Below are 21,394 nucleotides of genomic sequence, written 5' to 3'. Positions count from 1 at the left end.
CCGCAAGAGAGCGGTGACCGGTAGATGGGTCCGGCCGTGACAGAACGGAAAAAGATGCTTTCGGGTGTGAAATCGCTGGTGATGGGTGGCCGCAAGGTGTGGCCGCTGGTGGAAGGCGGCAAGGGTGTTTCGGCCACCAACCACGCCTCGTCGGGCGCCTGGGCACTGGCCGGCGGCGTTGGCACGGTGAGCGCGGTCAACGCCGACAGCTATGACGCTGATGGCAACATCATCCCGCAAATCTACCGCGCCGCCACCCGCCGCGATCGTCATGAAGAACTGGTGCAGTACGGCATCGATGGCGGCATCGCCCAGGTGCAGCGCGCCTATGAGATCGCCGCCCCGGAATTGCAGCGCGGCATCGGCGCCATCAACATCAATGTGTTGTGGGAAATGGGCGGTGCCCAGCGCATCCTGCATGGCGTGTTGGAAGGCACGCGCGGCATGGTGAACGGCGTGACCTGCGGGGCCGGAATGCCCTACAAACTCTCCGAAATCGCCGCGCAATATGGCGTGCATTATTACCCTATCATCAGCTCGGCCCGGGCGTTCCGCGCGCTGTGGAAGCGCGCCTATTCCAAGGCGGCCGAGTGGTTGGGCGCGGTGGTGTATGAAGACCCGTGGCTGGCCGGTGGCCACAACGGCCTGTCCAACGCCGAAGACCCGCTCGCACCCCAGGATCCCTACCCGCGCGTTGCCGAGCTGCGCGCCACCATGCGGGAACTCGGCGTGTCCGAATCAGTGCCGATCGTGATGGCCGGCGGCGTGTGGCGGCTGGACGAATGGGCCAACTGGTTCGACAATCCCGAATTGGGCCAGGTGGTGTTCCAGTTCGGCACGCGGCCGCTGTTGACGCAGGAAAGCCCGATTCCGCAGGCGTGGAAAGAGCGCCTGCTGCATCTGACCGAAGGCGATATCCTGCTGCACAAATTTTCGCCGACCGGATTCTATTCGTCGGCCATCCGCAATCCTTACCTGCGCGCGCTGGAATCGCGCAGCGAGCGGCAAATCGCCTTTTCCACCGCCGCCACCGGCGATCACCAGTTTGCGCTTGATGTCGGCGTCGGCAGCAAACGCTTTTTCGCGACCGGCGGCGATCTGCTGCACGCGCGCGAATGGCATGGCGCGGGCTTTACCGAAGCGCTGAAAACCCCGGACAACACACTGGTGTTCGTGACCCCGGCCGAACGCGCCACCATCCGCAAGGATCAGGCCGATTGCATGGGCTGCCTGTCGCACTGCGGCTTTTCGGCGTGGAAGGATACGGATAGCAACAGCACCGGGCGTCTCGCCGATCCGCGCAGCTTCTGCATCCAGAAAACACTCCAGGATATCGCCCATGGCGGCGATCCGGAACAGAATCTGGCCTTCGCCGGCCACAGTGCCCACCGCTTTTCCAGTGATCCTTATTATTCGAACGGCTTCATCCCGACGGTGAAGCAACTGGTGGACAGGCTACTCACAGGAGCCTGAGCGCGGCCAGTATCGGCCCGCCGCCGGGCTTCTGCACCAGCACGGCCTCAGACAGGCCAACAACCGGCGCTGGCCGATTGAAGCCTGCTGCACTGCCGGTCCACTGGCCCAGCCGCACCAGTTCCCGCACCACATTGCGGTGCGGCAGGGTGCGGCCGCCATTCTCGCCAGCCTTGATAGGCACCTGCACGATGCGCGGATCATATCGGACGAGCCAGACATCGGCGGTTCCGCTGCCAGCGCCGATGCTGAGCCGGTTGGCGGTGGCAGTGAGCCTGGGGCCACCCGTACCACGATCGCCCAGCCGAACGGCGCCGGACAGTTCGGCCGCGCGCACACCGGTCACGTCCACGCGGCCATTAATCACCGTCTGCGGAGTCCAGACATTGTCGTGCCGCAGCCCATCGCGGTAATCATATTGGCGACGGGTGAACTCCGGCCGGGCAAAGCGGTCCTTCCAGCCGAGCTGGTCCCAATAGGTGACACCAAAACTGAGCACGAGCAGATCCGGCCGATCCGCCAGCGCCATCACGTTGGCATTGGCCGCCGGGCACGACGAGCAGCCTTGACTCTGGAACAATTCGATCACGGTGGGGTGGGCGATGTCGGCAGCCAAAGCGGGGCCGGCGATGGCCGCGGTGATGAAGGCAAGAAGGGGGATGCGCATGGGGCCAGTCTCCTGTTACCTTTCATTCGCGCGACCCGTCCGAGATGTTGCACCGACTGACTCGCAGCCGGGAAGTCGGCTGAAGAGAAGTTGAAGTATCTGGGGCCTCCGGCGGGCAGGGTCTGCGACCCTGCCCGCCGGAGGCCCCTTTCCTTCCTCAGATATCGACGCAGATCTTCCCGAAATGCTTGCCCGATTCCTGGTGGCGGAAGGCAGCACCCAGTTCGGCCAGCGGGAAGTGCGAATCGATCACCGGGCGGATGCCGTTCTGGTTGATGGCGCGGATCATGTCCTGTTGTTGCCGGCGCGTGCCCACGGTGATGCCGATCAGGCGGATCTGCTTGGCCATCAACTGCACGGTGGGGATGGGCCCGGCAAAGCCGGCAAGCACGCCGATCAGGCTGATGTGGCCGCCCACGGCGCAGGCGATGATCGATTCAGGCATGGTACCCGCCCCGCCGATCTCGACGATGTGGTCCACGCCGCGGCCTTGCGTCAGCTTCATGGCTTCCGCGCCCCAGCCGGGTGTGGACTTGTAGTTGATCAGGTGATCGGCGCCCATCGCGGCCAGTCGGGCGAGTTTTTCGTCGCTGGAACTGGTGGCGATCACGGTGGCGCCCATTGCCTTGGCAAATTGCAGCGCAAAGATCGAAACGCCGCCGGTTCCCTGCACCAGCACGACATCGCCGGCCTTGAGATTGCCTTCCGGCACCAGTGCCCGCCAGGCGGTAAGGCCGGCGCAGGTGAGGGTGGCGGATTCGGCATGGGAATAGCCGAACGGCGCGTGGGTGAAGCTGGTGGCCGGCGCAACGGCCTCCTCCACCGCATAGCCATCGGCGCCATCGCCCGGCACGCCGGCAAAGCCTGCCATGTTGGGCCGGCCATCGAGCCAGGTCGGGAAGAAGGTGGAAACGACCATGTCGCCGGTGCGGAATTCGGTAACACCTTCGCCCACCGCCAGCACTTCACCGGCGCCGTCGCCCATCGGAATGCGGCCGTCCGGCGTGGGGATGCCGCCAACAACGACGATATAATCATGATAGTTGAGGCTGCTGGCCCGCAGCCGCACCTTGATCTGGCCGGGGCCGGGCGCGCAGGGATCGGGCATGTCTTCATGGCGCAGATTGTCGATGCCGGCGGGGTGGCGGAGGCGGATGGCTTTCATGGTGGTAGCTCCCTTGGTTGCGGGCAGCCTAGCGCGGCAGGAGCGATTGCCTTGCCTCCCGCTTGCGGGAGGGAAAAAGCGTCAGGCCCACCCCTCCAAAACAATATCCGGCGGCCGATGCTCATCCACCCACACGCGGATGTTCGCGATCACCTTCTCGCCCATCGCCTGCCGCCCTTCGAAGGTGGCGCTGCCCATGTGGGGCAGCAGCACCACATTGGTCATCGCCAGCAAGCGTGCGTCGATGGCCGGTTCATGTTCGAACACGTCGAGGCCGGCACCGGCGATCTGACCGGCGGCCAGCGCCTCGCACAGGGCATTCTCGTCCACGATCTCGCCGCGCGCCGCGTTGATGAGATAGGCGCTCTTCTGCATCAGGCCGAAGCGGCGGGCATCGATCAGGTGGTGCGTGTCGGGTGTGTGCGGGCAGTTGATGGTGATGATGTCCACCCGCGCCAGCATGGCATCAAGATCGGTCCACCACGTCGCTTCCATCTCGGCCTCCACGCTGGCCGGCAGGCGGTGGCGGTTGTGGTAGTGCACGGTCAAGCCGAAGGCGCGGGCACGACGGGCGACGGCACTGCCGATGCGGCCCATACCGATGATACCCAGTCGCTTGCCGGTAATGCGGTGGCCCAGCATGCCGGTGGGCGACCAGCCCGCCCATTCGCCGGCGCGCACCAGCTTTTCACCGGCCCCCAGCCGGCGCGGCACGGCCAGGATCAGCGCCATCACCATATCGGCGGTATCCTCGGTGAGCACGCCGGGCGTGTTGGTCACCGTCACCTTGGCAGCATGGGCGGCGTGCAGATCGATATGGTCAACGCCCACGCCGAAATTGGCGCACAGCTTCAGCCGGCCACCCTCGGCCGCCGCCGCAAACACCGCAGCATCAACATGATCGGTCACGGTGGGCACCAGCACATCACAATTGCGCGCCGCCGTGCAGAGTTGTTCCTGCGTGAACGGTGTATCGGTGAGATTGAGTTCGACATCGAACAATTCGGCCATACGGGTTTCCACGGCCTGCGGCAGGCGGCGGGTGACGATGACCTTGGGGCGGGGCTTGTTGGGCATGAACGGGTCCGAATTCAGGTTCGCTGCGATGTGGCAAGGCTTGCGCGGCAACGGCCAAACGGTCAAGAGGAAGGCCCATGAAGACCGCCCTGATCCTGTTGATTGCGTGCGCCGCAACCGCCGCGAACGCCGCCGAATTCGCCGATGGCACCACCGACCTGCAAAAACCGCGCTTTGTCTCGATCAAGGGCGGCAGCGCCATGATGCGTTCCGGCCCCGGCGAGCGTTTCCCAATCCTGTGGGAGTACAAGCGCCCCGGCCTGCCGATGGAGATATTGAAGGAATATGAAATCTGGCGGCAGGTGCGCGATCCCGATGGCACCATCGGCTGGATGAACAAGGCGCTGCTCACCGGGCAGCGCACCGGCATGGTGCGGGATCAGTCCCGCCTTCTTTACGTCGCGCCCGACATGAAGAGCCGCATCGCCTGGCGGATCGCACCTGGCGCGGTGGTGAACATCACCCTGTGCGAGGATATCTGGTGCCGGGTGAGCAAGGATGGCAAATCCGGTTACATCCTGCGCGGCCAGATGTGGGGCACCTACGCGCGCGAGAAGATTGAAGGTTGATCTGGGGGCTAGACTGCGAGTTTCCCGCCGCCGCGCACCAACAGCAGCAGCACCAACCCCACCGCCAGCAGGCCGATCACTGGTACGAAGCCCGCCGCCTGGCTTCCACCGATGCGAGTCGCCTGCTCTACCAGCAGCGGCCCCAGCCACATGGTGGCGGTGCCCGACAGCGCATAAAGGCCAAAGAACGCCCCCAGCCTGTCTGGCGGCACCAGCCGGGTAAGCAGCGTGCGTGAAGAGGCATAGGCCGCCGTGACCGTGATGGCGAGGCCGCAACCCAGGCCCAAGAACACCAGTTCCGGCAGGGTGGTGAACATCGGCGCGTCCCAAATTGGCGTGGCCGCAGCCGGCTGGAACAGGATGCGATCCTGCCCCATCCCCAGCACCAATGATTGCAACACAATCAGCAAAAGCAGTTCCAGCATGAGGGCCAGGCGCGGCCCCAGCAATCCATCTAACCGCGGCGCCAGCAGTCCGCCCACCACCGCCGCGCAGCTCAGCACGATGCCATAGCCCAGCATCGGCAACGTGCCCCATCCCATGGTGCCCGCCGCATAGATGCCGCCAAACAGCAGGATGGCGGTGAGGCCATCGGTAAAGATCATCCGCGCCAGCAGATAGAGCAAAGGATTGGCATTGCCGCGCACATCGCGCACCATCCGCCAAAGATCATTGGCGCCACCCACCAGCGCCGCGCCCAGCCGGGCACGGGTGCGCGGCATGTCGGGCACGGATCGGAACAGCGGAATGCTGCCCACCAGCAGCAACGCCCCCACGATCGGCCCTGTGATGCGCGCCGGTTCGCCCAGCGCAGGATCAAGGCCCATCAGCGGCGTGGCCGGCACGAACGGCCAATCCACCGATCCCGGCAGTGCAAAGGCCAGCAGCACGAACAGCAGCAGCCCCACGCTCATGGCGTTGCCGCCGGCCAGCCCCAGCCCGCTGGCCTGCGCCAGGCCGGCATGTCCGGCCGCCGGCACCAGCAGCGCATTGTGCAGCATCTCGTGCGCCGAAAACAGCCAGGTCATTACCGCGCCGGCCCCGATCACCCACATCACGCCCAGCCCGGCATGCCCGGCCGGCATCACCCACCACAAGCTAGTGGTGGTCACCACCATCGCCAGCACGACCGGCGCCAGCAGCGGCTTGCGTGGCCCCAACCGGTCGATCGTGGCACCCAGCAATGGCATGGATAGCATCACCGCCCAGCCGCCCCATTTGCCGCCCTGCGCCACCAGCGCCTGGCCCTGCACCGGATCGCCCACTACGGCGCGTACGAACCACGGCACGAAAATATAGATAGTGATCAGGATCACATAGGGATCGCGCACCGCCTGGGCCAGAGCCCAGGCCCTCGTCGCGCGCGGGGAGGCTGTGTCGCTCAACGCGTCGGCGCGGTAACAGTCGCCGGTGCCGGCAGCGGCGTAGCGGCAGCGGCTTCCAGTGTCACCAGAGCCGCTTCGCCGGCCAGCAGGCGATCCGCCGCCGCCAACCAACCGCGCACCGTGGCGTTGCCGCGCAGAGCCGTCGACCGGCGCAGTGCGGCCGCCGCGGCCGCCAGGTTGCCGCGCGCCATCAGGCCTTGCGCTTGCACCACAGGGCCAGCGCCTTCGCCGGCGGAAAAGGTGGTTTCCACCCGGCGCATGAAGGCCTGCCACCAATCGGGTCGCGTCGCGCCCGGCCCGGCATCCGAAAGCCCGGCCAGTTGCCGCGCCAGCTGCGCCCGCGTCACCGGCGCGGCGGACAGCGCCTCAAGCGGCGCCACTTCGTCGGCATATTGCTCACCAAACAGCCGGCGCGTGGCGGGCAGCAGCGCATCGAGCGGGCGGCCATCCTCCACCGCGCGACGAAGCAGCAGAACGGTGAGCATCGATTCGGCCCGATCGGCGGCACCCTGCGCGGTGGCAACCACGCTGGCATCGCGGGCTTCGTCCGCCGCCACCCGCGCCGAAAGCTGGGCAAGCAGGCGGTTCAATTCATCGATGCGCTCGGCGTCACGCTGGATCTGATCGGCGCTGCTTTCCACCTTGGCTTCGGTACGAGCCAACCGCTCCGATGCCACCGCCGGCGCACTCGGTCGGGCACGCTCCAGCGCCGCCAGCCGCTTTTCCAGCGCGTCAGCCTCGCCACCGCTTGCCGCCGCGACGAACGGCAGCCGGCCGCGCACCGTCTGTTCGAACCAGGGATTGGCGATCAACCCGGCAGCAAAGGCGAACAGCGCCGCCGCGATCGCCCAGGCGAACCCGCCGCGCCGCGACGTTTGCTGCGAGCCCGCCGGCCCCTGCGTCATCAGCCGGGCGCGCAGCCGCTCGGTGGCGGCAAGGCTCGATTCCTCAATGTCGCTGCGGTCGAAAGGATCGTTCATGGCGCCTTCCTACTAGGCTTTGGGCAGCATCGCCAGCAGCGCCGATTCAGTCGGTTCAGCAGCCGTAAGCGCCGTGCTCCACCCGCTGCCAGCGGCGGCCAGCGTCGCCCCACTTATGGCAAACAGCTGCACAGCAGCGCGCCGGCCGCCCAGCCGGTCCCATTCACCTGCGAACTGCGCTGCCGTGCGCGGCGAGTGCAGCAGCACCGCGTCAACATCGGGCAGGCCCGGCAGCGGCAGCAGCGGCGTTTCGTAAACGGTGACGCGGACGAGGCCGAGCGCGGGCGGCACCGTCACCGCTGTCAGATCGGCGCCGGCGAGGTGCAGAAATTGCCCGCTCGCCAAGCCATCAAGCAGTGCCTGCATTGTGCCCGGCCCAGCCTTCACAGCGCTCCAGCCGGCGGCGCGCGCTGCAGCGGCGGTTGCTTCCCCAACCGCGTGCGCGGGCAGGTGCTTGAGTGCATCAGCCAGCGGCCCGGCGTGACGCACGGCCACCGCGCTTGAAAGGATCACGGCATCTGGCGATTCGGCCGGCAAAGCCCACGGCAGTGGCCGGGTTGCCAGCAGTGGGTGAGCCACCGGATCATGCCCCATTGCCCTCAGCCGGGCGGCGGTCGCGTCCGCACCCGGCTGCGGGCGAACGACCAGGATGCGCATCAGACCGTGAACAGCCCGCGCACGGCCGGACTGGAGCGGCCGAGCAGCTCCGCGGCCAACGCCGCCACCCGCTCATGGGCTTCATGCAGAGCGGCGTTGAAGCCGCCTTCCTGAACTTCGCTGCCATCCTCGGCGAGGATCTGGCCGCGGAAAGTGACGCCTTCACCTTCCAGCCGAGCCAGCGCCGCCACCGGCGAATGGCAGGTGCCGCCCAGCGCCGCGAGGAACGCGCGCTCGATGGTGACGCACTGAAAGGTGGGCAGGTGATTGATCGGTTCCAGCCGCGCCAGCGTCGCCTCGTCGCCGTCGCGCACCGTGATGCCCACGGCTCCCTGCGCGCTGGCGGGCAGCATTTCGTCAATCTCGATCAGCGAGCCAACATCCTGCCCCAACCGATCAAGGCCGGCGGCGGCCAGCAGTGTGGCATCGATAACGCCCGCTTCAACCTGGGCCAGCCGGCGCGCAACATTGCCGCGCAGGATTTCGGTGACCAGATCCGGCCGCTTCGCCTTCAACTGCGCCGCCCGGCGCGGGCTTGAGGTGCCGATGCGTGCACCCTGCGGCAGCGCCGCGATGCTGGCGGCGCCGATCAGCCGTTCGCGCACATCGGCGCGCGGCAGCATGGCAGCGAGGCAGATACCGTCTTTCAGCAGGGTTTCGACGTCCTTCATCGAATGCACGCCGATATCGATTCGGCCATCCATCAAGGCGGCATCCAGCTCCTTGGTCCACAACGCCTTGCCGCCGATCTCGGCCAGCGCGCGATCCTGCACTTTGTCACCAGTGGTGTGGATGATGATGATCTCCACGTCTGCATCGCCCCAGCCATGCGCGGCTTTCAGGGCGTCAGCCGTCGTGTGCGCCTGGGCCAGCGCAAGGGGAGAACCGCGGGTACCAATCTTGAAGCTCATGCGCCTGCCATGGCGCGACGGTTGCGGATTGGCAAGACTGGCCCTAGCTGTGCGCCATGACTGGCCCACTGGTTCTCGGTATCGAATCCAGCTGCGATGAAACCGCGGTCGCCCTGGTGCGCGGTGATCGCACCATTCTGTCCCAGCGCATCGCCAGCCAGAACGAAGCCCACGAACGCTTTGGCGGCGTGGTGCCCGAACTCGCCGCCCGCGCCCATGCCGACCGGCTGGCGCCGATGGTGGAGACCGTACTGACCGAAGCCGGCATCGCGCTGACTGATGTGGACGCCATTGCCGGCACCGCCGGGCCGGGCCTGATCGGCGGCGTGATGGTCGGCCTGGTGACGGCCAAGGCATTGGCCTTTGCCGCCAACAAACCGCTGATCGCCGTGAATCACCTCGAAGGCCATGCGCTGTCACCGCGCCTGGCAGATGCGAACCTGCAATTCCCCTATCTGCTGCTGCTGGTCTCCGGCGGGCATTGCCAGTTGCTCGGCGTGGAAGGCGTCGGCCGTTATCGCCGGCTCGCCACCACCATCGACGATGCGGTAGGCGAAGCCTTCGACAAGTCCGCCAAGGTGCTGGGCCTGGGCTTTCCCGGTGGTCCGGCGCTGGAACGGGCGGCACACACTGGCAATCCGGCGCGATTCCCGCTGCCGCGCCCCTTGGTGGGCAGTGACGAACCGCATTTCTCCTTTGCCGGCCTGAAATCCGCCGTACTGCGCGCCCGCGCCGCCCTTGCCGAGCCGACGGCACAGGACATCGCCGATCTCGCCGCCAGCTTTCAGCAGGCCGCCTGCGATTGCCTGACCGACCGCACGGCGCGCGCCATCGCGGCGTTCCCGGAAGCCACCGCCTTGGTGGTCGCCGGCGGGGTGGCAGCCAATCAAGCCATTCGCGCCACCCTGGCCGGCCTTGCCGCCACCCACTGCCTGCCCTTTGTCGCTCCGCCGATGTGGCTGTGCACAGACAATGGCGCGATGATCGCCTGGGCCGGGCTGGAGCGACTCAAGACGGGCGACGTGGACGATCTCCACGCGCCTGCCCGCCCGCGCTGGCCGCTCGATCCCGCTGCTGAAGCCGTTCGCGGCGCCGGGGTGAAGGCGTGATTCGGTTCGGCGTGATCGGCGCTGGCGCCTGGGGCACGGCGCTGGCCAGCACTTTGGCCGGCAATGGCCCGGTGACATTGTGGGCGCGCGAGGCAGAGGTGATCAGCGCCATCAACACCACCCGCGAAAACTCCGTCTTCCTGCCCGGCATTCAGCTGCCCGCCGGCATCACCGCCACGACCAATCTGGCCGACATTGCGGCCTGCGCGATCATCCTCGTCGTTGTGCCTGCCCAACATCTCCGCGCCGTGCTCAGCCAGGCTGCGATCCCCGCCACCACGCCTTTGGTGTTGTGCGCCAAGGGCATTGAAGCCGGTAGCCACGAACTCATGGTGGAGGTGGCGCAAAGCCTTGTGCCCAACCCCATCGCCGTCCTCTCCGGCCCCAGTTTCGCCGCAGAAGTCGCCAAGGGCCTGCCCTGCGCCATCACGCTGGCGTGCTCTAACAGTGCGCTGGGCGAGCGCTTGGTGGCCGCGATGGCCCGCCCGACCTTCCGGCTCTACCAGTCAGACGACGTCGTGGGGGCCGAGATCGGCGGCGCGGTGAAGAACGTGCTCGCCGTCGCCTGCGGGGTAGTGGACGGTGCCGGCCTCGGCCTCAACGCCCGCGCGGCGCTGATCGCGCGCGGCTTTGCCGAAATGACCCGCTTTGGCGTGGCACGCGGCGCCCGCGCCGAAACGCTCGCCGGCCTGTCAGGGCTGGGCGATCTCGTCCTCACCTGCTCTTCGGAAAACAGCCGCAACTTCCGCCTGGGTGTCGGCCTCGGCCAGGGCCGCTCACTCGCCGACCTGCTCGCCGGCCCGGCGGTCGCCGAAGGCGCTGCTACCGCGCCCGTACTGGTGGAAGCTGCCCGCGCCGCCGGTATCGAGATGCCGATTTCCGAGGCTGTCGCCGCCCTGCTGGCCGGCGCGTCGGTGCGCGAAACCATCAGCGCTTTGCTGGCGCGGCCATTGAAAGCCGAATAGCGCGCTCTCAAAAATCGACGGCGATGCCGCCCTTTTCCCAGTCGCCATAGCGGACCGGATCAGGGCCCTTGCGGCCGCCGACTTCCTTGTCGGTTGGCGGCGGTGGCGGAGCTTCCGGCTGCTTGTCGCGCGGATCGGGGGTCTGGGGCTTGTCCTTGTCCATAAATCAGTGTTGCCACCGCCGCCCGCCTGTTAGCAATGGGGTGAAGCGAAGCAGGGGGCGTAACATGTTCGACAACAAGGTGATTGCCATAACCGGCGCCGGCAGCGGCATCGGGCGGGCGTTGGCGCTGAACCTGGCCGGGCGCGGCGCGGTGCTGGCGCTGGCCGACAAGGACGCGGACGGCTTGGCGGAGACCAAGCGGCTGCTCGGCAATCGGCCGGCAAGCATCACGGCGCTGGATGTGACCGATACGGCTGCGCTCAACGCCTGGGTTGCGGGCGCGGTGACGGATTTCGGCAAGCTGGATGGCATCATCAACAATGCCGGGCTCAGCGTGGTGGCGCCCTTTGCCGATTGCCCGGAAGCGGATTTCGACCGGGTGATGAACGTGAATTTCAACGCCGTCGTCGCCGGCTGCCGCGCCGCGCTGCCGCATGTGCGGGGTGCAGCCGCCAAGGATGGTATCGGTTGGATCGTCAATATTTCCAGCGTGTTCGGTATGATGGGCTACCCCACCCAAAGCGCCTATAACGCCAGCAAATATGCGGTGCGCGGGTTGACCGAGGCGATGGCGCTGGAACTGGCGGTGACCGATCCCAACGTGAGCGTGATCCGCGTCCACCCCGGCGGCATCAAGACCAACGTGGCGAAGAACAGCAAGCAGATCGCGCTGTTGCCGGGGCAGGACCCCAACACCGATTTCGCCGCCGAGTTCGAGAAGAACGCCCCCACCACGCCCGAACAGGCGGCCGAAACCATCATCACCGGCATGGCCAAACGGAGCACCCGCGTGCTGATTGGGCCGGATGCGCGTTTCATCGATTGGATGGTGCGCCTGTTCCCCGTTTCCTATTTCAAGGTGATCGGCAGTTTCCTTGGAAGACGGAAATAGGTGGGAAAGCGCCCCCATTTGCGGCAAGGGGCGGGCGATGAACCAACCCCGCAAACCCGAACGCAAGCCGGAACGCTCTGGCCGCCCGCCAACCAATCGCGATGATACCGGCGTTGCCGCCCGCCGCGCCGCGCTGAAAATCATCCAGGCGGTGCTCGATCGCGGTGCGCCCTTCGATGCCGCCACCAGCCATGCCGATGATCTGCCGCTGCCGCAGGATCGCGGGCTGGCTCGGTTGCTGGCTTTGACCGTACTGCGCTGGCTGCCGGAACTGGACGCGCTGATCGACAGCGCGACGCCGCGGCCGCTCCCCATCGATGCCCGCGCCCGCCACGCCCTGCGAGTCGCCCTGGCCGGCTGGTTGAAGCTGGAAACGCCGCCGCACGCCGTGGTGGCCACAGCGCTGCCGCTGGTGGAAGGCGGGCCACGCCGGCTGGTGCATGGCGTGCTCGGCAGCCTGATCCGCCGCCCGGCCACCCTGCCGGCAGCGCCGCGCCTGCCCAGCCCGTTCGATATATTCTGGGCGCGCGATTGGGGCGTGGCCGTGGCCGAAGCCGCCAGCGCCGCCCTGGCCGAAGAGCCGGCGACCGATCTGACGCTCAAAGACCCTTCGCAAACTGATCAATGGGCGTTGGCGGTGGAAGGCATCAGCCTAGCGCCCGGCCATGTTCGCACGGCGAAGAAGGGCAGCATCACCGAATGGCCCGGCTTTGCCGAAGGCGCCTGGTGGGTGCAGGATCTCGCCGCCAGCCTGCCCGCCCGCCTGCTGCCGGCCAAGGCCGGCGATCGCGTGCTCGATCTGTGTGCGGCGCCAGGCGGCAAGACGCTGCAACTGGCGGCGCGCGGCTGCCATGTGACGGCGCTCGACGTGTCGGATCACCGGCTGGAGCGGGTGCGCGAGAATCTGGCGCGCACTGGGCTGACGGCCGAACTGGTCGCCGCCGATGCCCTGCGCTGGCAACCCGACGCGTTGTTCGATCATATCCTGATCGATGCACCCTGTTCGGCGACCGGCATCTTCCGCCGCCACCCGGATGTGCTGCACCTGAAGGGCAATACCGATCTGGCGCCCGTCACCCTGCTGCAGGCCGCCCTGCTCCGCCGCGCCGCGGCCTCGCTGAAACCCGGCGGCCGGTTGATCTATGCCACCTGCAGCCTGTTCCCGCAGGAAGGCGAGCGCATCGCCGAGCGCGTGATTGCCGGCCTGCCGCGCGAGATGATCGAGGCCAGCGAACTGCCCGCCGGCTTCAAACCCGCCGCCGATGGCTGGGTGCGCACCCTGCCGGGCCAGGTGGAAGGCGGCATCGATGGCTTCTTCATCGCGCGCTTCCGGAAACTGCCAGACTGAATGCCTGCCCCTGAACGCGAAAGGGGCGCTGCCGGGTCATCCCCGGCAGCGCCCCTCACATCTCGTTCCGAAATGCTTACTTCAGATATTGGGCGATGAACTTGTTCATTTCGAACATCGTGCATTCGTCCTTGCCGAAGACCAGCTTCAGCTTGGCATCGGCCAGGATCACGCGCTTGTCAGTCGGCTTCTGCAGATTGTTGGCGCGGATATAGTCCCACATCTTGGCAACAACCTGGCCACGCGGCAGCGGGCTGGCGCCCACAATGGCGGCGAGCGGGCCTTGCGGCGTCAGCGGCTTCATCAGCGCCGAGGTATTGCGTCCGCTCTTGGCTTCAATGGCCATAAATTCCCCTTCTCGTGAAACACGCCCCTCGGGGGACACTTAGTATCAGTTTTCCCCTGATGAATAGCTTAAAGCGGGCTTGTCCCCCACGGTGCAAGCGGAATTTTGTCATCGCAGCGCAATAAGGCGCGAAAAGACGCCAAAACGTGGCTTTCGTGCCACTTTGGACCAGACAAAAACCGCCAATCAGAAGCGCCGTGTGAAGCGCAGCTGCCACCAGCGCGGCGGGTTCAGCGTGGGCAAGCCAACCACGGCTCCGTCGGTGAGCGTCTGGTCGAGGCAATTCTCGCACTCCAGGCTCATCAGCCAGCCGCCATCGGGGATCTCCAATTGCAGGGCGGCGGCCACCTGCCAGCCGCCGGGCGAGATCCCATCGGTCAGACCCAGTGCCGGCCCCACCGCCATGGCGCTGCGCCAGCGCGCGGCCACGCGCGGTACCAGCACGGAACCGGTGCCCACCAGCGACTGCCGCCACGCCGCCGACAGGCTGGCCGTGGTATCGGGCGCATAGAGCGGACGATTGGGCCCGCCCGCCGGCACCGCTCCGGTCCAGCGCGCCTGTTGCCAGCCAAGAGTCGCCGACAGTTCCAACTGAACCAGAGGGCGCGCGCTCAGCACCACATCAACCCCGTGATTGCGCATGTCCCGCCGTTGCGTCGCCGCCACTGCCATCGCCAGCGGACCAATGCCGAGCAGCGGCGAGACCAGCCCTCGGGTGCGTGCCACAAAGCCGCTGGCGTCCATGCGCGCGCGGCCATCCCACAGATCGGCCTTCACCCCGGCTTGGTGGTGCCAGCAGGTTTCATCCGGCATCAGCGCCAGTTCGGCCGTACTGCGAGCCAGCAGGTTCCAGCCCGGCAGCCGGGCGCTGCGCGCAAACAGCCGCAAACGGGATGAAAGCGCCTACGACAGCGCCAGTTCAGGGGTGAAGAGCGTGCGTTCCTGCCGGGCCGGGTCAGCCGGCGCAAGGCAGGATATGGCATTGGGCGCACAGCCGGTGCGGCGGTCGCTCACGGCCAGCGTCAGCGTCTGGCGGTCGACCCGAACCCCGGCTTCCAGCGCCAAGCCATGGCCGGCTTCCAGCCGCAACTGGCCAAAGCCATGAACGCTGTCGCGGTCCTGGCGCAGTTGGCGATCGGCGAGCACCGCGCCGGCCAGCGTATCAATGGCATCACGGCGTGTCTGCGCCGCACTGATACCGGCCCCGGCGCGCACGGTCATCGCGCCCACATGCGCCTGGCCAATCAGATCAAGCCCTTGATTTTCCTCAACGCTTCGGGCAATCAGGCCATAGCCGGCGGCAACTGGGTTGGCCAAGCGACTGGTTTGGCCCAGATCAAGGCCAAGCTGCCCAGTCTGCCGCGCCAGAGTGCCGATCAGTTCCAGCCGCAGCGCCTCACGCTGATGCACCAGCCGCAGATCATGCAGCCCCACATCAGCGCGCTGGCCCGGCGGTTGCGCGCCGAGATCGGCCGAGCCGGTGCTGGCAAAGCGGCCATCGCATGTTGCCGGCGCATTGGGATCGCAGACAAAGGCCGGCAGATTGCCCGGCTTGCTGCGCGCATAAAGGCTGGTCAGCGCCAGGCTCAGCGTGGGCGCCAGATCGATGTCGAGCGTGCCCGCCAGCCCGGCACGCAAGCCGCGATTGAGCCGTTCGCCGGTGGTCGTGCCCTGCAGCCAGCCCAGATCATGCTGGACATGCCCGCCCAGCCCCAGCCGCACGCCCTTGCCCACCGGCACATCAATCCGCGCCAGCGCGCGGCGGCTGCCAAATGCGCCGGCGGCAAACTCGGCCAGCCCGGCCAGCCGGTCACCCGGCCGGCGCAGCGACAGGCTGATATCGCCGGCCGCGCCGCCCAGCCCGCCAGCGGGCGCCAGCAGCAGCAGATCATGATCGAACAGGCCGGCGAGCAGCAGCGGCGCGCCAAGTTGGGCCACAGGGCCGAAGTGCACTTCAGGTTGGCTGCGCCCATGGCGCACGATCAGCGCGGCCGTGCCGTTGCCGGGAGCAGGAGTGAGTATCAGGCCCGGAACGCTGGCCAGCGCTTCGTCCACTGTGTCGGGCCCGGTGGCATCGCGCTGGACGGGGCCGGCCCACCACAGAGCAGCCGGCGCATCGGCGGCAGCAAGGCCCAGCCAGCGGCCTTCCAGGCGCGGTTGGGCAACAGGATCGGGAAGGTGATCGGCGGCCAGAGCCGGGGCGGCAATCAGGCCGGCCAGCAGAAACGCGCGGCGCATCGCGGCGGCGCAGATCAGCGCGGGCCGTCGCGTCCTGTCGGCTGTCCGCCCAGCGGGCCGCCAGCAGCGCCGACCTGGCCCACGTTGCCAAACAACTCTTGGAAGAAGCTTTCCGACTTGCCGAGGGTGGCGGTCTTGTCGTCTTCGGGGTTGATGCGGGCGATCTTTTCCATCCCGCGGCGCTGCACGGTCGACACATTGCCCTGCTCATCGAAGCTGACGATCAGGATCTGCTGCTGCAGGGTTTTCGGCGCGACAAAGGCATATTGGCCGGTGAGGCGGCTGACATAATACCAGCTGCCGGTATTGAATTGGGCTGCGAACGTGGGCCGGCCCAGGGTGCGAGATACCGATTCGCGATTATCCACGCCCGGCAGGATCGAGGTGAACAGGGTTTCATCGATCAGGTAACCCTGCTGCGCCTTGATGCGCGAGCAGCCACTGGTGGCCAGGGCGGCACCGATCAATACTATGGTGGCAAATCCGGTCTTCATCTCACACTCCAGCGCCGCCCCCGCTGCGACATCCCTGTTCGGCAAGTTCATTATGCCAGCCGAGGCGATTATGCTAGCGCGTCCTCGCATGGGTCTGATTGATCGCCTGAAACGCCTTGTGGGCGGCGCATCGCCGTCGCCGGTCGTGCCCCTGTATGCCGCCGTGGTGAACGAAGCGCGGCAGCCGCACTATTATGTGGAAGGGGCCGTGCCGGATACACTGGATGGCCGCTTCGACATGGTGGTGCTGGTGCTGTCCTTGTTGCTGCTGCGGCTGGAAGAGGTCGCCGGCGGTGATGCCCACCACCCGGCGGCGCAGCTTTCGGCCGATCTGACCGATCATTTCCTCACCGACATGGAGGGCAATCTGCGCCAGGACGGCATTGGTGATCAGGTGATCCCCAAGCACATGGGCCGCATGATGGCCGCGCTGGGCGGCCGCATCGGCGCCTATCGCGACGCGCGCGGCGATGCCGAAGCCATGGGTCAGGCCCTACGCCGCAACCTCTATCGCGGCGCACCGGTGGCCGATGCCGCGGTCGCCTTCGTGGCAGCGGCTGCGCTGGGCCTGTGGAGCCGCCTTTCTGACACCCCCTATGACCGGCTGGCCGCCGGCGATCTGGAGCCGACCCCGTGAGCAGCGCTGCCCCTGAATTCAGCCGCGTCGTGCGAGCCCACGAAATCGGCAGCCCCAAGCAACATGTGCTCGAAGCCGATGCCGGCCAACGCACCGCGCTGGCCACCCGCTTCACCCTGCTCAGCCTCGATCGGTTGACGGCGTCGCTGGATGTGAAGCGCGACACCAACGGCATCCGCATCATCGGCGAAGTGCACGGTGCCGGCACCCAGCCCTGCGTGGCCAGCGCCGAGCCGGTGCCATTCCTGGTGACGGAGCGCATCGCGCTGCTGCTGACGCAAGCAACGCCCGAGGGCGGCGAGATCGAACTGTCCAGCGCCGATCTCGACGTTGAACCGCTGGAGGGCGACATCGTCGATCTTGGCGAGATCACCGCCCAGGCCTTTGCGCTGGGCCTTGATCCCTATCCGCGCTCGGCCGTAAGCGTGGCCGGCGTGATCAGCGAAGATGAAGCGGTTGCCCTGCGCAGCCCGTTTGCGGTGCTGAAGAAGAGCTGAACCTCAGAACGGCACGTCGTCGTCGAGATCGTCGTCAAACGCGCCCGGGCGCTTGCCGCCGCTGGCCGGTGCACCGCCAAAGCCGCCACCCGCAGGCGCGCCGCCGCCATAGCCACCGCCGCCGCCGCCGCCGAAATCATCGGCACCGCGGCCACCACCGCCACCAGCCATCCCGCCGCCGCCTTCACGGCCGCCGATCAGCGTCAGCTCACCCTTGAAAGGGCCGATAACAATTTCAGTGGTGTGCCGGTCAGCGCCGTTCTGATCCTGCCATTTGCGTGTGGCGATCGAGCCTTCGACATAGACTTCGCTGCCCTTGCGCAGATATTGCGTGGCAACCCGGCCGATATTCTCGTTGCGAATGACGATGTTGTGCCACTCGGTCTTTTCCTTGCGCTCGCCGGTGGCCTTGTCGCGCCAGTTTTCCGACGTGGCCATGGTGAACTGCACCACGGTGCCGCCATTGGCGAAGGTTTTCGATTCCGGATCCTTGCCCAGCCGTCCGACCAGGATCACCTTGTTCACGCCCGCCATCATCATCTCCCTATCTTGGCCTGAACCCTAGCGCCGGGGCACAGGCGAAGCAATGTGGTGGCGGCTTGTCCACTTGCCTTTGCTGTGGATTTCACGCCAAACATCACCGTGTTCACAGGCACAGTTCAAAGACACCGGGGGGCTTGATGTCTGACCAGATCGAAGCGGCAGGCGCCTTGGTCACGGCGGGCCTGGCTGCCAATCCGCTGGATCGGCCTGCGGGCGACGGCGGGCAGAGCGGCGCCTGCGCCAACTGTGGCACCGCACTGTCTGGCCCGTTCTGCAGCAAGTGCGGCCAACGCGCCCATCTGCACCGCAGCATCGGCGATGTGTTCCACGAATTCCTGCACGGCATTACGCACTTTGACGGCAAGGCCTGGACCACCCTGCCCATGCTGCTGTTCCGGCCGGGCAAGCTGATCCGCAGCTATATCGACGGCCACCGCGCCCGCTATGTCGCGCCGGTGCCGCTGTTCCTGATGGTCATCTTCCTGATGTTCTTCGTGCTGTAGTTCGTCAGCATCAACGATACGGTGGGCGTGGCCAATCAGGATGCCGGCAAGGCTGCCGTTGCCAGCGACCAGGCCGGCATTGCCAAGGTGCTGGCCGACATCGATGCCGGCATTGTTGAAGCCAGGGCCAAGGGTGACACGGCAAAACTGGCCGAGCTAGAAGCCGGGCGCCGCCTGGTGACCGCCGTTGGCGTGCCCGGCGCCAATGTCGGCGTCACCGACAAGATCGCCGACGAGATCGAAGCCTCCGCCCGGTCAGGCAAGCTAAAGGTCAACACCGGCATCAAGGCGCTGGACGCCAAGGGCAGCGAAGCGCCGAAGAATCCCCGTCTGGTGCTCTACAAATTGCAGACCAAGGCCTATAAACTCAGCTTCCTGCTGGTGCCGATGTCGCTGCCGTGGCTGTGGCTGGTGTTCCTGTGGAAACGCGGTGTTGGCGTGTATGATCATGCCATTTTCGCGCTCTATTCGATCAGCTTCATGAGCCTGCTGTTCATTGCCGGCAGCCTGGCGCTGACAGCCAACGTCGTGACAGAGGCCTTCTGGGTGCCGCTGCTGCTGGCGCCATCGCTGCACATGTTCGTATCGCTGCGCGGTGCCTATGGCCTTGGCGTGTTCAGCGCCGACTGGCGCACCGTCTATCTGTCGATCGCAGCGGCCTTCACGCTAAGCCTTTATCTCCTGATCCTGATCGTGGCGGGCGTGTTCGACTGATCATTCGGCAGCGGGCGGCGGCGGCAGCAGTTCAGTCGCCTGTTCGGTGCGCACCGGCACATCGATGGCGGCGAGTTGCGGCATCGGCTTCTTGCCCTGTTCAACGCCCATATCGGCAAAGCGCCGCGCCTTGGGCAACACATTGCGTTCCAGTGAGCCGACGAAATCATTGTAATTGCCTACGGTCTCGCTGAGATTCTTGCGCATCCGGGCCAGGTGATCGGCCATCACCGCAATCGCGCTGTAGATATCGGCCCCCAACTTGCCGATCTCGCGGGCTTCATCGGCCAATTTGTCCTGCCGCCAGTTGAGCGCCACCGTCTTGGCAATCGCGAGCAGGTTGATCGGCCCGGCCAGCAGGATGCGCTGTTCAAAGGCCCAGCTCAGCAGCGCCAGATCATGCTCCATTGCGGCGGAAAGGAAGTTTTCGCCGGGGATGAACATGATGACGAAATCGGCGGCCGCGCCAAACTCGGTCCAATAGGCTTTTTCCGACAGGCCGCGGGCGTGGAGGCGCACGGCGGCAGCGTGGCGCTTCATCGCGGCCAGCCGGTCAACATCGTTGCCGGCCTCAAGCGCGGCCAGATAATCATTCAGGCTGCACTTGGAATCGACGATCAACTGGCGATCGCCCGGCAGCTTGATGATGGCATCGGGCCGCTTGCCGCCACCGTCACCGGGCATGTGGGTTTGCAGGGTGAAATCGATGCCGGCGCGCAGGCCCGCCATTTCCAGCGTGTTGGCCAGTTGCTGTTCGCCCCAACTGCCTGATGTCTTACCGCTGCTCCGCAGTGCCGTCACCAGCCGCGCCGCCTCGTCCGACACGCGGACCTGGCCCTGGGTTACCTGTTCCAGCGCCTGGGTGAGCGCGCCATAGCTTTCGGCGCGCACCTTCTCCACTTCACCCAGCCGGGTTTCATATTTGGCCAGCGTTTCGGCGACTGGGCCGAGGACGGCTTTCAGATTGGCCTGATTTTTGGTCTCGGCTTCGGCAAAACGCTGTTCGGCACGCGTGATCAGCTGGCTCTGCGCCTGTTCCAGCACGCGCCCGGCCAGCGCCTCGAAACGGGTGTTCAATTCCTCCAGCTGGCGGGCATGCGATTGCTCGCGTTCGTCGCGTTGCGCCTGCAGGGCAGCGATCTCCACCGCCGTTTCGGCGATCCTGGTGCGGCGCTCGTCGGCTTCGCGCCTAGCCTCGTCACGCTCGGCCGTCAGTGCCGCCACCGGCCGGTTTCCAAGCAGCCAGCCTCCAACCAGGCCGGCAATCAGGGCAACGACAGCAATGATAGCTTCGATCACGGGCAAATCCAGCAGGAAAACAGGAACGAGCCATGAACATAGCCGCAGCCGCGCCATCCCGCCAGAGCTTGCGAGCAGGCGGGCAAAGGGCCAAGGTTGTCGCCATGCGCACCCTTCTCCTCTCCGCCCTTCTCCTCACCGCGCCGGTGGCGGCTGCACCCTTCAGTTTCTCCGCCGCCCGAATCGGGGATGACGTGGAAACACTGGCATCAGACGCCTTTGCCGGGCGGGGGCCGGGCGAGGTGGGCGAGGCGCAAACGCTGGCTTTCCTCGCCGCCCGATTGCAGGCCGCCGGGCTGGAACCGGCCGGGCCGCAGGGCAGCTGGCTGCATTCGGTGCCGCTGATCCGCTTGGACCGCGCGCCCGGCGCCGCACTGTCGGTGCAGATGAACGGCACCAAACCATTGATCAAATTAGTATTTCTTTGTCCAAACATCCACCCTTACCCTCTTGTAAAGCGCCTGCCATTGCCCAAATATGCCTTACCTTGCCCGGCGACACCCAGCCGCAAAGGGTGGACAATTTGGTGGATGGAAAATGCGGGCAACGAATCGGCTATCGGCAGCGGGTATCAAGACGGCAACGGCTGGCAAGCACTGTGACGGCGGCGGGCTTTGGCTGGTGAAGCGGGATGATGGCGGCGCGCAATGGGTGCTGCGCGTCACAGTTCACGGCAGGCGACGCGAAATGGGCCTAGGCGGCTTTCCGGCGCTTGGGCTGGCAGAAGCCCGTAAGCAAGCTGATCGTTGGCGGGCTGTCGCT

26 protein-coding genes are annotated in these 21,394 nt (G+C 66.5%); 12 read left to right on the top strand and 14 right to left on the bottom strand.

Annotation, left to right across the window (positions count from 1 at the left end):
* Positions 1 to 54 precede the first annotated feature (54 nt).
* On the top strand, positions 55 to 1,473 hold the full coding sequence (locus tag Q7O19_RS02685; protein WP_303808537.1) for a nitronate monooxygenase family protein: 1,419 nt from the start codon (positions 55 to 57) through the stop codon (positions 1,471 to 1,473).
* Here Q7O19_RS02685 and Q7O19_RS02680 read toward each other — a convergent pair.
* From Q7O19_RS02680 to Q7O19_RS02670, 3 genes are all read right to left on the bottom strand, one after another.
* Positions 1,460 to 2,140, bottom strand: a complete 681-nt coding sequence (locus Q7O19_RS02680; protein WP_303808484.1) for a thioredoxin family protein — start codon at positions 2,138 to 2,140, stop codon at positions 1,460 to 1,462. The genes Q7O19_RS02685 and Q7O19_RS02680 overlap by 14 nt on opposite strands.
* A 157-nt stretch (positions 2,141 to 2,297) precedes the next feature.
* Positions 2,298 to 3,305: an NAD(P)-dependent alcohol dehydrogenase gene (locus tag Q7O19_RS02675; protein ID WP_303808483.1), complete on the bottom strand. Its 1,008-nt coding sequence runs from the start codon at positions 3,303 to 3,305 to the stop codon at positions 2,298 to 2,300.
* 81 nt (positions 3,306 to 3,386) lie between these two features.
* On the bottom strand, positions 3,387 to 4,382 hold the full coding sequence (locus Q7O19_RS02670) for a D-glycerate dehydrogenase (RefSeq protein WP_303808482.1): 996 nt from the start codon (positions 4,380 to 4,382) through the stop codon (positions 3,387 to 3,389).
* Between the two features lie 77 nt (positions 4,383 to 4,459).
* On the opposite strand from Q7O19_RS02670, the gene Q7O19_RS02665 reads away from it, so the two are divergent.
* Complete coding sequence (locus tag Q7O19_RS02665) at positions 4,460 to 4,951, top strand: SH3 domain-containing protein (protein WP_303808481.1); 492 nt, start codon at positions 4,460 to 4,462, stop codon at positions 4,949 to 4,951.
* Positions 4,952 to 4,959: 8 nt separating this feature from the next.
* On the opposite strand, the gene Q7O19_RS02660 is transcribed toward Q7O19_RS02665, so the two are convergent.
* From Q7O19_RS02660 to hemC, 4 genes are read right to left on the bottom strand one after another with little or no spacing between them, the layout of a single operon-like run.
* Positions 4,960 to 6,336 (bottom strand): MFS transporter, encoded by a 1,377-nt coding sequence (locus Q7O19_RS02660; protein ID WP_303808480.1) that lies wholly within the window; start codon positions 6,334 to 6,336, stop codon positions 4,960 to 4,962.
* On the bottom strand, positions 6,333 to 7,316 hold the full coding sequence (locus Q7O19_RS02655; RefSeq protein WP_303808479.1) for a hypothetical protein: 984 nt from the start codon (positions 7,314 to 7,316) through the stop codon (positions 6,333 to 6,335). The genes Q7O19_RS02660 and Q7O19_RS02655 overlap by 4 nt, the downstream gene beginning before the upstream one ends.
* A 12-nt stretch (positions 7,317 to 7,328) precedes the next feature.
* A complete protein-coding gene (locus Q7O19_RS02650) occupies positions 7,329 to 7,973 on the bottom strand; it encodes a uroporphyrinogen-III synthase (protein WP_303808478.1) in 645 nt (214 codons plus the stop codon).
* On the bottom strand, positions 7,973 to 8,884 hold the full coding sequence (gene hemC / locus Q7O19_RS02645) for a hydroxymethylbilane synthase (protein WP_303808477.1): 912 nt from the start codon (positions 8,882 to 8,884) through the stop codon (positions 7,973 to 7,975). Before hemC ends, Q7O19_RS02650 begins: the two co-directional genes overlap by 1 nt.
* A gap of 56 nt (positions 8,885 to 8,940) precedes the next feature.
* Between hemC and tsaD the strand changes: the two genes are divergently transcribed.
* Together tsaD and Q7O19_RS02635 are read left to right on the top strand one after the other, a co-directional pair.
* A complete protein-coding gene (tsaD, locus tag Q7O19_RS02640; protein WP_303808476.1) occupies positions 8,941 to 9,993 on the top strand; it encodes a tRNA (adenosine(37)-N6)-threonylcarbamoyltransferase complex transferase subunit TsaD in 1,053 nt (350 codons plus the stop codon).
* Entirely contained in the window at positions 9,993 to 10,958 is a 966-nt protein-coding gene (locus Q7O19_RS02635; RefSeq protein ID WP_303808535.1) for an NAD(P)H-dependent glycerol-3-phosphate dehydrogenase, read from the top strand. Before tsaD ends, Q7O19_RS02635 begins: the two co-directional genes overlap by 1 nt.
* Before the next feature lie 7 nt (positions 10,959 to 10,965).
* Here the strand turns inward: Q7O19_RS02635 and Q7O19_RS02630 are convergent, their stop codons facing one another.
* Positions 10,966 to 11,121 carry a DUF1674 domain-containing protein gene (locus tag Q7O19_RS02630; protein WP_022679549.1) on the bottom strand — a complete coding sequence of 52 codons (156 nt, stop codon included), beginning with the start codon at positions 11,119 to 11,121 and terminating at the stop codon, positions 10,966 to 10,968.
* Positions 11,122 to 11,185: 64 nt separating this feature from the next.
* Here Q7O19_RS02630 and Q7O19_RS02625 point away from each other — a divergent pair, with 64 nt between their 5' ends.
* Both Q7O19_RS02625 and Q7O19_RS02620 read left to right on the top strand, forming a co-directional pair.
* Positions 11,186 to 12,013: an SDR family oxidoreductase gene (locus Q7O19_RS02625; RefSeq protein ID WP_273461214.1), complete on the top strand. Its 828-nt coding sequence runs from the start codon at positions 11,186 to 11,188 to the stop codon at positions 12,011 to 12,013.
* Positions 12,014 to 12,050: 37 nt separating this feature from the next.
* Positions 12,051 to 13,361 (top strand): RsmB/NOP family class I SAM-dependent RNA methyltransferase, encoded by a 1,311-nt coding sequence (locus Q7O19_RS02620; RefSeq protein ID WP_303808475.1) that lies wholly within the window; start codon positions 12,051 to 12,053, stop codon positions 13,359 to 13,361.
* 76 nt (positions 13,362 to 13,437) lie between these two features.
* Here Q7O19_RS02620 and Q7O19_RS02615 read toward each other — a convergent pair whose 3' ends face one another.
* The 4 genes from Q7O19_RS02615 to Q7O19_RS02600 form a co-directional block, all read right to left on the bottom strand.
* Positions 13,438 to 13,707 carry an SWIB/MDM2 domain-containing protein gene (locus Q7O19_RS02615; protein ID WP_303808474.1) on the bottom strand — a complete coding sequence of 90 codons (270 nt, stop codon included), beginning with the start codon at positions 13,705 to 13,707 and terminating at the stop codon, positions 13,438 to 13,440.
* A 186-nt stretch (positions 13,708 to 13,893) separates the two neighbouring features.
* A complete protein-coding gene (locus tag Q7O19_RS02610; protein WP_303808473.1) occupies positions 13,894 to 14,595 on the bottom strand; it encodes a TonB-dependent receptor in 702 nt (233 codons plus the stop codon).
* A 15-nt stretch (positions 14,596 to 14,610) separates the two neighbouring features.
* Complete coding sequence (locus Q7O19_RS02605; protein ID WP_303808472.1) at positions 14,611 to 15,945, bottom strand: hypothetical protein; 1,335 nt, start codon at positions 15,943 to 15,945, stop codon at positions 14,611 to 14,613.
* Positions 15,946 to 15,959: 14 nt separating this feature from the next.
* On the bottom strand, positions 15,960 to 16,439 hold the full coding sequence (locus Q7O19_RS02600) for an outer membrane protein assembly factor BamE (RefSeq protein ID WP_303808471.1): 480 nt from the start codon (positions 16,437 to 16,439) through the stop codon (positions 15,960 to 15,962).
* 88 nt (positions 16,440 to 16,527) lie between these two features.
* On the opposite strand from Q7O19_RS02600, the gene Q7O19_RS02595 reads away from it, so the two are divergent.
* Entirely contained in the window at positions 16,528 to 17,076 is a 549-nt protein-coding gene (locus tag Q7O19_RS02595; RefSeq protein WP_303808470.1) for a ubiquinol-cytochrome C chaperone family protein, read from the top strand.
* Positions 17,073 to 17,573 (top strand): DUF177 domain-containing protein, encoded by a 501-nt coding sequence (locus tag Q7O19_RS02590; protein WP_303808469.1) that lies wholly within the window; start codon positions 17,073 to 17,075, stop codon positions 17,571 to 17,573. Before Q7O19_RS02595 ends, Q7O19_RS02590 begins: the two co-directional genes overlap by 4 nt.
* 3 nt (positions 17,574 to 17,576) lie before the next feature.
* On the opposite strand, the gene ssb is transcribed toward Q7O19_RS02590, so the two are convergent.
* The gene (ssb, locus tag Q7O19_RS02585; RefSeq protein ID WP_303808533.1) at positions 17,577 to 18,110 is read right to left on the bottom strand and encodes a single-stranded DNA-binding protein; all 534 of its coding nucleotides are present in this window, start codon (positions 18,108 to 18,110) and stop codon (positions 17,577 to 17,579) included.
* Between the two features lie 143 nt (positions 18,111 to 18,253).
* Here ssb and Q7O19_RS02580 point away from each other — a divergent pair, with 143 nt between their 5' ends.
* Positions 18,254 to 18,619 (top strand): DUF3667 domain-containing protein, encoded by a 366-nt coding sequence (locus Q7O19_RS02580; protein WP_303808468.1) that lies wholly within the window; start codon positions 18,254 to 18,256, stop codon positions 18,617 to 18,619.
* Positions 18,620 to 18,646: 27 nt separating this feature from the next.
* Complete coding sequence (locus tag Q7O19_RS02575; protein WP_303808467.1) at positions 18,647 to 19,333, top strand: hypothetical protein; 687 nt, start codon at positions 18,647 to 18,649, stop codon at positions 19,331 to 19,333.
* Here the strand turns inward: Q7O19_RS02575 and rmuC are convergent, their stop codons facing one another.
* Complete coding sequence (gene rmuC, locus Q7O19_RS02570; protein ID WP_303808466.1) at positions 19,334 to 20,632, bottom strand: DNA recombination protein RmuC; 1,299 nt, start codon at positions 20,630 to 20,632, stop codon at positions 19,334 to 19,336.
* 104 nt (positions 20,633 to 20,736) lie between these two features.
* Here rmuC and Q7O19_RS02565 point away from each other — a divergent pair, with 104 nt between their 5' ends.
* Both Q7O19_RS02565 and Q7O19_RS13485 read left to right on the top strand, forming a co-directional pair.
* Positions 20,737 to 21,234, top strand: coding sequence for a hypothetical protein (locus Q7O19_RS02565; protein ID WP_303808465.1), 498 nt, complete (start codon positions 20,737 to 20,739; stop codon positions 21,232 to 21,234).
* Positions 21,170 to 21,394: Arm DNA-binding domain-containing protein (locus tag Q7O19_RS13485; RefSeq protein WP_369692401.1), on the top strand; the 225-nt coding region annotated here is incomplete at its 3' end. The genes Q7O19_RS02565 and Q7O19_RS13485, both read left to right, overlap by 65 nt.

Source organism: Sandarakinorhabdus limnophila DSM 17366 (genome assembly GCF_945882885.1).
Lineage (GTDB): Bacteria > Pseudomonadota > Alphaproteobacteria > Sphingomonadales > Sphingomonadaceae > Sandarakinorhabdus > Sandarakinorhabdus limnophila_A.
The sequence above is the reverse complement of the archived record's forward strand: the minus strand, read 5'-3'. Positions and strand labels throughout refer to the sequence as shown.